At 56.9% G+C, this 11,049-nt stretch carries 10 protein-coding genes; 8 read left to right on the top strand and 2 right to left on the bottom strand.

Annotated features, from left to right (window positions below):
- The 6 genes from CPT76_RS33690 to CPT76_RS33665 all read left to right on the top strand — a co-directional run.
- Positions 1–359 (top strand): bifunctional adenosylcobinamide kinase/adenosylcobinamide-phosphate guanylyltransferase (locus CPT76_RS33690; RefSeq protein WP_181153224.1); only part of this gene is annotated, 359 nt, incomplete at its 5' end.
- The gene (cobS, locus tag CPT76_RS33685; protein WP_105446006.1) at positions 356–1,189 is read left to right on the top strand and encodes an adenosylcobinamide-GDP ribazoletransferase; all 834 of its coding nucleotides are present in this window, start codon (positions 356–358) and stop codon (positions 1,187–1,189) included. The genes CPT76_RS33690 and cobS, both read left to right, overlap by 4 nt.
- 16 nt (positions 1,190–1,205) lie before the next feature.
- Positions 1,206–2,813 (top strand): cobyric acid synthase, encoded by a 1,608-nt coding sequence (locus tag CPT76_RS33680; RefSeq protein WP_258169051.1) that lies wholly within the window; start codon positions 1,206–1,208, stop codon positions 2,811–2,813.
- 239 nt (positions 2,814–3,052) lie between these two features.
- Positions 3,053–4,447 carry an L-cystine transporter gene (locus CPT76_RS33675; RefSeq protein WP_105446005.1) on the top strand — a complete coding sequence of 465 codons (1,395 nt, stop codon included), beginning with the start codon at positions 3,053–3,055 and terminating at the stop codon, positions 4,445–4,447.
- A gap of 404 nt (positions 4,448–4,851) precedes the next feature.
- The gene (locus CPT76_RS33670; RefSeq protein ID WP_105446004.1) at positions 4,852–5,934 is read left to right on the top strand and encodes a hypothetical protein; all 1,083 of its coding nucleotides are present in this window, start codon (positions 4,852–4,854) and stop codon (positions 5,932–5,934) included.
- A gap of 298 nt (positions 5,935–6,232) precedes the next feature.
- Entirely contained in the window at positions 6,233–6,916 is a 684-nt protein-coding gene (locus CPT76_RS33665; protein WP_105446003.1) for a queuosine precursor transporter, read from the top strand.
- A 121-nt stretch (positions 6,917–7,037) separates the two neighbouring features.
- On the opposite strand, the gene CPT76_RS33660 is transcribed toward CPT76_RS33665, so the two are convergent.
- Together CPT76_RS33660 and CPT76_RS33655 are read right to left on the bottom strand one after the other, a co-directional pair.
- Positions 7,038–8,129 (bottom strand): M24 family metallopeptidase, encoded by a 1,092-nt coding sequence (locus CPT76_RS33660; protein ID WP_105446002.1) that lies wholly within the window; start codon positions 8,127–8,129, stop codon positions 7,038–7,040.
- 208 nt (positions 8,130–8,337) lie between these two features.
- Entirely contained in the window at positions 8,338–9,069 is a 732-nt protein-coding gene (locus tag CPT76_RS33655; protein WP_105446001.1) for an MBL fold metallo-hydrolase, read from the bottom strand.
- 320 nt (positions 9,070–9,389) lie between these two features.
- Here CPT76_RS33655 and CPT76_RS33650 point away from each other — a divergent pair, with 320 nt between their 5' ends.
- Together CPT76_RS33650 and CPT76_RS33645 are read left to right on the top strand one after the other, a co-directional pair.
- Positions 9,390–10,235 (top strand): SDR family oxidoreductase, encoded by an 846-nt coding sequence (locus CPT76_RS33650; protein ID WP_105446069.1) that lies wholly within the window; start codon positions 9,390–9,392, stop codon positions 10,233–10,235.
- Between the two features lie 98 nt (positions 10,236–10,333).
- Entirely contained in the window at positions 10,334–10,840 is a 507-nt protein-coding gene (locus tag CPT76_RS33645) for a GNAT family N-acetyltransferase (protein WP_105446000.1), read from the top strand.
- The last annotated feature ends 209 nt before the right edge of the window (positions 10,841–11,049 follow it).

Genomic DNA, 11,049 nt, shown 5'->3' with positions numbered 1-11,049 from the left:
AGACTGATCCTGCTGACGCAGCACCATCCGCGGAAGATCGTGCGCCGGCCGTGCTGGTGGACTGCCTGACCTTGTGGCTGTCCAATACGCTCCTGGCGCTGGAGGGCGAGGAGGATATGGAGTCACGCCTCATGGAGGCCATCAACCAACTCGTGGAGCAGATTCAGGCGTATCCCGCTCCGCTGGTGCTGGTCACCAATGAGGTCGGCGACGGCATCGTGCCGGAATACCGGCTGGGCCGGGTGTTCCGCGATTACGCGGGGATCTTGAACCGCAAGGTAGCAGCCGTCAGCGACCAGGTTTTTCTGGTGACGGCCGGCATTCCGATTGAGCTCAAGAGCAGGGAGTATCACCTATGAAAATGAACGTTCAGGCGGCTGCGGCCGCTTTTCAATTTCTGACCCGTTTTCCGGTCAAGATGACTCTGGATTATACGCCAGAGCTATTTCGCCGGAGTACGCGCTTCTATCCGCTGGTCGGGCTGGCGGTCGGCTTGACCGTCTGGATCGGCGGAGCGGCCGCTTCGTATCTGCTTCCGCCGCTTCCTGCCTCCGTTCTCATGCTGATTCTGTGGGTCGGCCTGACCGGAGGCCTGCATCTCGACGGCTGGATGGATACGGCGGACGGCCTGCTCAGCTACCGCTCGCGGGAGAGGATGCTGGAGATCATGAAGGACAGCCGGGTCGGGGCCATGGGCGTCATGGCTTGCGTGCTGCTCCTGCTACTGAAGGCATCGCTGATTTACTCGCTGCTGCTCGGCGGCCTCCCGCCGCTGCTTCTGCTGCTGCCGCCGGTATGGAGCCGCTGGTTCATGGTCCATGCGATGGCTTCCTGGCCGATGGCGAGGGGCAAAGAGGGACTGGCGGGCAGTTATTTCAACGGCATGACCCGGAAGCAGAGCATGGAGTCCTTCCTGCTGGCGGCTGGGCTCACCCTGATCGCGGCGCTGCTGTCTCCGCTGCTTTCCTATGGACCTGCCGGGATCTGGAATTATAGAGGCATCACCTGGCTTCATGCCGGATTAGCTTGGCTGCTGCTTCCTTTGGCGGCATGGGCTGCCGGATGGTGGGCAGGGCGGCGGATGAACGCCAAGCTCGGCGGCTTAACGGGCGACACCTACGGCGCGCTGAACGAGGGCATTGAGACTGTGCTTCTGCTCGTGCTGACCATACTCATCTACCGTTTTTGACTAGGAGGCAGACGCGATGGAATTAACCGATACAACACGGAAGGACGGCTCACCGGGAGCCGTGCTGATGCTGCAGGGAACGGCTTCGGACGTCGGCAAAAGCGTCGTGACCGCGGCGCTCTGCCGCATCTTCGGGCAGGACGGATACCGCACGGCACCGTTCAAGTCGCAAAATATGGCGCTGAATTCCTACGTGACGGCGGACGGCAAAGAAATCGGACGGGCGCAGGGGATGCAGGCCGAAGCCTGCGGGATCGAGGCGACCACCGATATGAACCCGATCCTGATCAAGCCGACGGGCGATATGCATTCGCAGATCGTCGTTCACGGGCGCCCGCTGGCACACATGAGCGCGACCGATTACCGCAGCCGCTTTCTGCCGGAAGCAAAGGACACGGTGTTGGAAGCCCTCGACAGGCTGCGCGGACAGTATGACATCGTCGTGATGGAAGGCGCAGCGGCGGAGATTAATCTGAAGGACCGTGACATCGTCAATATGAACCTGGCCGGCTGGGCGGATGCGCCCGTGCTGCTCGTTGCGGACATCGACCGGGGCGGCGTGTTCGCGTTCCTGGTGGGTACTTTAGAGCTGCTGGAGCCGCACGAGCGGCAGCGGGTGAAAGGTTTTATCATCAACAAATTCCGGGGGGACTTGTCCCTGCTGCAGCCGGGGCTGGACTGGCTGGAGGAGCGGACCGGCATTCCGGTGCTGGGCGTGCTTCCGTACATCCCGGACATCCGCATCGAGGCGGAGGACTCCGTCGTGCTGGATGAGCTGACCGCCAAAGGGCAGTCCAGCCCGGAAGCGGACATCGACATTGCCGTCATCCGCTATCCGCGTATTTCCAACTTCACCGACTTTGACCCGCTGCAGGAGGAAAGGGATGTCCGGGTCCGCTTTATTACCAAGGCGGCCGATCTTGGTCATCCTGATGTGATCATTCTGCCGGGGACGAAGGATACGATTGGGGACCTGCAGTATCTCCGCAGCCAGGGCTTCGATCTGGCGATCGCCGCAGCCGTCGAGTCGGGCGATGCGCAGCTGGCCGGCATCTGCGGCGGGTACCAGATGCTCGGCAAAATGCTGCATGATCCGGAAGCCGCCGATGGTGGCGTGGCCCGCGAGGAGGAAGGACTCGGCTATTTGCCGGTCGCGACGACGTTTGCGAAGGAGAAGCGCACGGTCCGGGTGACCGGCCGGGTTGCAGACCATTCTCCTCTGCTGCTGTCCGCGGAGAGCCGATGCCTGCTGGCCGCCGGCGAACCGATTCCCGTCGAAGGGTACGAAATCCATATGGGGCAGAGCCGCAGCCTGAAAGGGGAGCAGATGGCCCCGGTGTTTAAGCTGGGGCCGGACGGAGAGCAGCCGGCAGCTGAAGGCTGGGGGACGCTGGACGGGCGGATCTGGGGCACTTATCTGCACGGGGTGTTTCATAACGACCGGCTTCGCCGTTTATGGCTCGACTGGATCCGCGAGAGTAAAGGGCTCCGCCCGGTAAAGGAGACATTCTCCGCGTCGGGGCTGAAGGAGCAGGAGTTTGACCGGGTTGCGTCGCTCGTCAGAGAGCATCTCGATCTGGAGCGGGTGTATCAAATCATGGGAATATCCGCCAAGACGGTATAGTTTTGAGCAGGTTGCGGGTAATAAATAGAAGTCATTCCGAAGTACACTTGGCGAATGGCTTCTTTTTTCTTTTTTACAGCAAATTGTAACATGAAATTAACCCTACCCAAATAGTATGAATTATGCTACACTAAAGTCCAGTTTCACAGATTGCCCAAAAAAGCAAGCGACCTGCCCGCGGGCAAGCCGCAGGGACAGGCGTTAACATTAGTGTTACAAGAGGGGAGAACGAAAGAGAGATGGACACACTTTGGACTGTAGTGAACGTCGTTGTGATGCTCATCCTGATCGGCTTGTTGATCTGGATGCAGAAGAAGCACGTATCGTTCACGAAACGCGTATTTACCGGCCTGGCGCTTGGTATTATTTTCGGATTTATCCTTCAATGGGCCTTCGGCACGCAATCGGAGGTCGTCAGCAAATCTACCGACTGGTTCAGCCTTGTCGGCAACGGCTATGTCGGCTTGTTACAAATGGTCGTCATCCCGCTGATCATGGTTTCGATCATTTCGGCGATCATGAACCTGAAGGGCAGACAGAACCTCGGCAAAATGAGCGGCTCGATCATTGCTGTTCTGCTCATCACCGTAGCGATTGCAGCTTCGGTAAGTATCGTAACCAGCTTGTCCTTTAACCTGAAGGCGATTGAGATTCAAGCGGGTGACCGCGAGCAAGCCCAAGGTCAGAAGCTGGAAGAAAAAGTGGGAGACGTGAAGGACAAATCGATCCCGCAGCAGGTGCTGGAATTCATTCCGACCAATCCGTTCGCGGATATGACCGGAGCACGCCGCTCCTCGACGCTGGCTGTCGTTATTTTCTCGGCCTTTATCGGAGTTGCTGTTCTCGGCATTGACCGTAAAAAACCGGAGCAGGCGGCTACCTTCCGCAAGATGGTCGAAGCGGTCTATGCGGTGGTCCTGCGAATCGTTACACTGGTGCTCAGGCTGACGCCATACGGCATCCTGGCCTTGATCACGAAGACGACTGCTACCACGAATATCGATGAGATTTTGAAGCTGGCCAAGTTTGTCGGCGCTTCGTATGTGGCCCTGATCGTCATGTTCATCATTCATCTGATTCTGATTACACTGTTCGGATTTAACCCGATCCAATACGTACGCAAAGTTTTCCCGACGCTCGTCTTCGCATTCACTTCCCGTTCCAGTGCGGCAACCATCCCGCTGAACGTGGAAACCCAGACGAAGAAGCTTGGGGTATCGGAAGGGATCGCCAACCTGTCGGCAACCTTCGGTGCCACAATCGGCCAGAACGGCTGCGCCGGTATTTATCCGGCGATGCTGGCGGTGATGATTGCACCGACGGTCGGCATCGATCCGACAAGCTGGGATTTCATTATTAAACTGATTCTGATCGTAACCATCAGCTCCTTCGGGGTTGCCGGCGTCGGCGGCGGTGCCACCTTCGCATCCCTGATCGTGCTGTCCACGATGAACCTGCCGGTGGCGCTCGCCGGTCTCCTGATCTCGGTTGAACCGCTGATCGACATGGGACGCACGGCGCTGAACGTCAACGACTCGATCACGGCCGGTCTGATCTCGAGCAAAATTTTGAAAGAGAACGACCAGGATACGTTTAACAACAATCATGTCGAGCTTGACTCGGCGCATGCGTAAGCTTGCGGACGCGTCCGAAGAAACCAAAGCCTTTACGGGCTTTGGTTTCTTTTTTTTGATATGAGAAAGTATGGCTTGAGAGGATCGGCATTTTTAGATTGCAATAAAAATCTAGACCATTCGACGTTATTTTCTGCGACCAAAGGACCGGCTGGCGAATCCAAGCGAACTGTCCTCAGGGTGAGGAGAGGCCGCAGCAAGGCTTAACAGCGCTGAGATGTTTGAGCGCCCCGCACCATCGGGCAAAATAGATTCGTCACGAAATAATCCCAAGAAATGAGCCTTTGGCCGCAGTCCCTAAAAAAGGAAAACACCGCACCTTCGCGAACATGTTAACCATCCGAAATGACATCCCACGATCGCCACCTGGAAGGATACTCTTACAAATTCAGGAGGGAATGAGCATGAAAAAGACGAAATGGCTGCTGAACATCGGCCTGCTGGGCACGCTGCTGCTGTCCGGATCGGCTGCGGCTTTTGCGGACGACGCGGAGCTGGTACCGATTGAGACGCTGAAACCGGCGGTCCCCATGGTGAAACCGGTGCTGACGGGAACGGGCGGATCCCTGATCCTGAGCGACTCCCCGGAATCCCCTAAAGTTGAAGGCGCTTACTACAGGGATGCGGTGACCGGATCGTTCCGCGTATTTTGGCATCATCAAAATATGACCGGCGAGCCGCTGACGGTGGCCGTGGCCGTGACCAACACATCCGACGAGCCTGTCATGCTGTTCTCGGAGGGGATCGGGCTTGCAACGGATTATTATCCGGATGTCGCCGGCCAGATGGCCTTGGCTGATTTTATGAGCAATCGTGCGGCCCAGAAGCAGGAAGCGATCCTGCAGCCGGGTGAGAGCTATTACTTGACCGCCCTCGCGGAAAATACGCACACCGCCAGCGGCATCGCCAATTTTGCCGCGTATACGCAGCAAGGGCATGGGGATGCGACCGTCACGGTAACGACACTGGGCTATAAAGAGCAGCCGGCCAATCCGTTGGACGTACCGATTCTGCCGAAGGATGTGCACGTGCGCGGGACATTCCCGCATGCAGACCGTACCGGTACATTGGACTACAATACGTCGAACGGCAATTCGCTGATCCGCATTTCCTCAGCGGCGAGCGGTCCGTGGAGCGACAGCATGCCGGGTGAGTATGAGGAAGGCAGGAACGCGGTGGACGGCGGAACCGTCATCAACAACGGCAACTATGGGGTCATGTACAACCTCAGCGTGGCCATCAACAACGATTTGGACGTCAAACGGACCATTTCCGTGTACGATAACCCCTCCGGCGGCGCAGGTCACTACGTGATCGGCTGGGGCAAGGATTTGCTGCAATCGCCGTTCGTAAACTATCAGAACGCCTGGAAGTTTACCGAATTTACGGTGAACAAAAAGGGCAAAACGATCGCGGCCGAGCTGAGCCTGACCGGTGGAGCGGCCGGACCGCAGACGCTGTATTTTACCAATTCGGACGTGCAGTAAAGCCATGCCTTGTGCCTTGTTCAGGACGATGAACGAGTGTGATCCATTTTATATGAGATATTGAAAACACTGCCCATGCCGGCTGCGAACGCCGGAACGTGGGCAGTTTTTGTTTGCAGCAGTGTCTCCCGGTGGTTGCGGAGCCCTGCCCAAGACATTTCCAGTCCCAGAAAAAAACATGGCAACTTCCGTTTCCGTGTGATACAGTAGTACATGTTTTGGGTTTGAAAGAATAGACAAAGACCCCAAAACCGCGGTTCGCAACCATCCCGCGTAATCAAAACTAGGAGGAACACGAGTGTACAATTTGTTGTGGGGTATTTTGTTCGTACTTGTTAATTTTTCGCTGTACCTGCTGTGCTACCGTTTATTCGGGAAAAAGGGGCTGTACGCCTGGATCGGGGTCGCGACGGTGATCGCGAACATTCAGGTGACGAAGACGATCGATATTTTCGGCATCGTCCTGACGCTGGGCAACACGATGTATGTCAGTTTGTATATGACCAGTGACCTGCTGAACGAAAAATACGGCCGGAAGGAAGCGCAGAAGGCGGTGTGGTTCGGCTTTTTCACGCTGCTGATGACGACGCTGCTGATGCAGATGGCGCTGTTCTTTACACCGGACGAGAGCGACCTCGCGCAGGAATCGCTGCAGAACATCTTCGGCCTGATGCCGCGCCTGGCGCTGGGAAGCTTGACGGCTTACTTCGTCAGCCAATTCCTGGACGTGCGCCTGTATGCCTGGCTGCGAAAGCTGTTCGGCGCGCGGAACCAATTCTGGATCCGCAACAACGGCAGCACGATGATCAGCTCGCTGGTGGACACGCTTATTTTCTGCACGATTGCTTTTGCCGGACGTTACGAGCTGTCGGTCTGGATTGAAATTTTCCTGACGACGTATCTGATCAAGTTCGTGCTAACCGCGGTGGGAACGCCGTTTCTATATATCGCCCGCGATTTCAAATTCAAGGACGAGGATTAAGCAGAGCAGACGGCCAGTATGGTTGCCGCTGTTCAATAGATATGCTGAATGGTTGCAGCACAAAAAAACCGGAAGATCCATCTGTCGATGGGTTCTTCCGGTTTTGCCGTTTCATAAGGCATTAACCGCCGATAACTATTAATTCTTTCGGATACGAGGTCAGGACTTCAACGCCATTGTCGGTAACGACGATATCGTCTTCGATCCGTACGCCGCCCAATCCCGGCACATAGATGCCCGGCTCCACGGTGAAAACCATTCCCGGCTGCGCCAAGTCGGTATTGCCGCCGTGCACAGACGGATACTCGTGGACATCCATGCCGAGGCCGTGCCCGAGACGGTGCATGAAGTACTGGCCGTAGCCTGCGTCCTCCGTTACTTGGCGGGCCGCCTGGTCGATGGAAGCCAGCGTCACGCCCGGCTTGATCGCTTGAATGCCCTGCAGGTTGGCTTCGAGCACGGTGTTGTAAATCTTCGTCAGCTCCGGCGAAATGTCGCCGACCGCAAACGTTCGGGTGATATCGGAAGCGTAGCCGTTGGCGTAGACGCCCATGTCAAACATGAGCAGGTCGCCGGACTGGATCTTGGTCTGACCTGGCGTGCCGTGAGGGAGCGCCGTCTTCGGTCCGGTCAGCACCATCGTGTCGAACGAAGGACCGTCCGCACCGAGTTTCTTCATTAAATATTCAAGCTCGGCGACGATTTCGATCTCGGTCACACCCGGCTTCACGCGGGAGAGGCCCTGCTGCAGCACTTCTTCAATCAGGTCAATCGCATGCTTCATGCGCTGGATTTCCTCCGGCGTCTTGCTGACGCGCATCGCGCGCAGGAGCGGACCGATATCTTCGTACTGCCCGGCGCCAACCGACTGCTGCAGCTGTTCATAGCGCGCCACGCTGATCTGTTCCTTTTCGATGCCGAGCTTGCTGATCGTGTTCTTGAACTGCTGCCGAAGCAGGTCGTACGGATTGTCCGTGTCGGCATGCGTGATGATGTTTTTTACCGAGGATGCGGCCTGGGCGGCCTCGGCATCGAGGGCGGGCACGATCAGGAGCGGCTGTTCGCCGCGGGTCAGCAGCAGGCCGAGAAACCGTTCATGCGGGTTGCTGGCAAAACCGGTCAGGTAATAAACATGCTTAGGGTCGGTAAAGAGCAGGCTGTCGAGGCCGTGTTCGTTCATGGCCTTTTCCAAGGCGGTGATTCGATTGCTCATGGTTATTCATCCTTTCTTATGTAGAGGGGGCTGGTGAGCAGGCAGTGTTCGTCAATGTTGTTGTCCAATTGCCCGATGGCTCGATTGCTCGTTGATCGAACTGCCCGATCCAGGCTCCCCTTTTCAATTCAATCATATGGTTACGCGGCTCGAAAATTTTCTTTAAACGCGGGCATTTTCAATGCAATGACTTCGATAGACGCATGGGTTACCGGTGACTTTGAATGATCTCCCGGATGCGTTCGTTCGGAGACTTGTCGTACAAGCCGCCGTGGTAGCAGAACACTCCATCCAGCGGCAGATCGGCCAGCTTGCCCATGCTTTCGATGGCCTGTGCCATATTCGGCGTGAAACCGGGTACCGGTCCCTGCAGTTCACCCTCGTGAATGGTCAGCTCATCGGCTGCGAGCAACAGCTTTTCTTTGGGAAGGTACAGACAAATATGTCCCGGTGTATGCCCTGGTGTATGGATTACTTGAATGCCGCCGTGCAGCTCCAGCTGATCCCCGTCATGCAGCACCCGGCTGATGGAAATGGAGGAACGCTCGTCGAGAACGTTTTGAATCGCCTCCCGGGCCGCTTCGGGCATTTGGGCGAGACGCTCCGGCGTGACCTTGATCAATGGCTCTTGTCCGGTGATGACGGGAATATCGTCTTCATGGGCCCAGATCTCGATGCCGGGATTGGCTTCAAGCAGGCGGGATACGTTGCCGATGTGGTCGATGTCCTGGTGCGTGAGGATGACGCGCTTGATATCATTCAGGGTGAGACCGGCTTCGGAGACTGCTTTCTGGACCTGGTCGAACTGGCCGACATTGCCGGTGTCGACGAGCGTGGCTCCGGTTTCATCCCACAGCAGGACCGGCTGGTAAGCAGGCTGCTCGGCCGTCGGCTGGGCAAACAGCTCAATGGATACGATCTGATGTCCGATTTGCATCATTTCCCGGATAAATCCGGTACACCTCCTATGTTTTTTAATGTGAAAGCATGGATTGCTTCTATTATAAACCTCTCATCTGCAAAAAGAAAAAGCAGTTCTTGAAAGTGCCTCGAGTCTTGGTGCCGCAAAATGCTGTCCGTTATGGCCAGGTCCTGTAGGATGCCACTCTAGTATGAGCCTGCGGAAAAGCCGTATATCATGGCGCTGCCTATGCGGAAAGACGAGGGGAGGAATTCAGCAGAACCATCTACGCTTTCCCTTGCCTGTGTGCTAGTATTTTAGAAAAAGCAGTACGCGTAAAGGGAGGGATCAGGGTGAGCATGGAGCAAAAAACGGTAGTCGTGACCGGCGCCAACTCCGGTATGGGACTGGCGACGACGGTCGAACTGGCGAAGCAGGGAGCGCACGTTATTATGGTGTGCCGGAGCGAGTCGCGCGGCCAAGCTGCGCTGCAGGAGGCTATCCGCCGGAGCGGCTCGGAGGCGATTGAGCTGATGCTGTGCGATTTGGGCGATCTGGCGAGCATCCGCCGCTTTGCAGAAGAGTTTAAGGCGCGTTATCCGGTGCTGGATGTGCTGGTCAACAATGCGGGGGTAGTCATGCTGAAAAGACAGCTAACCCGCGACGGCTTCGAAATGGACATTGGCGTGAACCACCTGGGCCATTTTCTGCTGACCAACTTGCTGCTGGACCGGCTGACCGCGGCGGAGCAGGGAAGAATCGTGGTCGTTGCATCCGGAGCATACAAGGCCGGCAGCATCCATTTTGCCGATCCGTTTTTGTCTCGCCGCTTTAATCCGATCAAGGCGTACGCCCAGTCGAAGCTCGCGAACATTTTGTTCACGGTGGAGCTGGCCGAGCGGCTGAAAGACACCCGGGTCACCGTGAACTGCGTCCATCCCGGCGCCGTCGCGACACAGATCGGGGTGAACCGCGATACGGGCTTTGGCAAGCGGGTGCTGGCCGCGCTGAAGCCCATGTTCTTGACGCCGGAGCAGGGGGCGGACACCGCTATTTACCTGGCGGCTTCGCCGGAGGTTGCGGGCGTGAGCGGGAAATATTTTTACCGGAAAAAGCAACAGGCGCTGAAGCCCAAAGCAGCCGACCGGGAGAGTGCAAAACGCTTATGGGCTTGGAGCGAGCAGATGGTGGGACTGGACAGGTGAGTGCAGCGTCAAAAGCTTCCTATAGCACAGATTCCCGGATTCTTTTACAATAGAAAATAATGATTCGTAGACAAGCGGTAGGAGGCTGAACAGGGCAGATGACGACGCAACAACATTACATCATTGAAGACGCCGCGCTGGAGGATTTGCAGGCGGTGGTCGATATTTACAACACGACGGTGGCGGGAAGAATGGTGACCGCGGATCTGGAGCCCGTGACGGTAGAGAGCCGGCTGGCCTGGTTCCACGAGCATAACAGCCATCACCGTCCGCTGTGGGTCATGCGTTCCGAAGGGAAGGTTGTGGCCTGGCTCAGCTTCCAGTCTTTTTATGGGCGGGCAGCCTATAACGCGACGGCGGAGATCAGCATTTATGTGGCGGAAGAGTGCCGCGGGGCGGGCGTCGGCCGGATTTTGCTGGAAAAGGCGCTGGCCGAAGCTCCACGCTTCGGACTGAACCGGCTGGTGGGCTTTGTGTTCGGGCATAACGAACCGAGTCTGAAGCTGCTGCGCCGCTATGGCTTTGAGGATTGGGGCGTACTGCCGGGCGTGGCCGAGATGGATGGCGTGGAACGGGATTTGGTCATCGTTGGGCGCAAAGTATAGTAAGCCCGGAGGCAATGGCGGCTCATTTCCATAATAAAGGCAGGAATATCGAAAAGGCGCTCTGCATGCAGCAGGCGCCTTTTGTTGTGAGTGATGATGAGGGCGTTGGTCCAATCCGTACGTATTAAAGGTCCTCGTCGCAGGCAGGCTTCGCTTCGCAGCACTTGGCAGCTTCGGCGGGCGTGGAGTCCGCATTATCAATCGTGACC

This window comes from Paenibacillus sp. AR247 (genome assembly GCF_002968895.1).
Classification (GTDB): Bacteria; Bacillota; Bacilli; order Paenibacillales; family Paenibacillaceae; genus Paenibacillus_AQ; species Paenibacillus_AQ favisporus.
The sequence above is the reverse complement of the archived record's forward strand: the minus strand, read 5'-3'. Positions and strand labels throughout refer to the sequence as shown.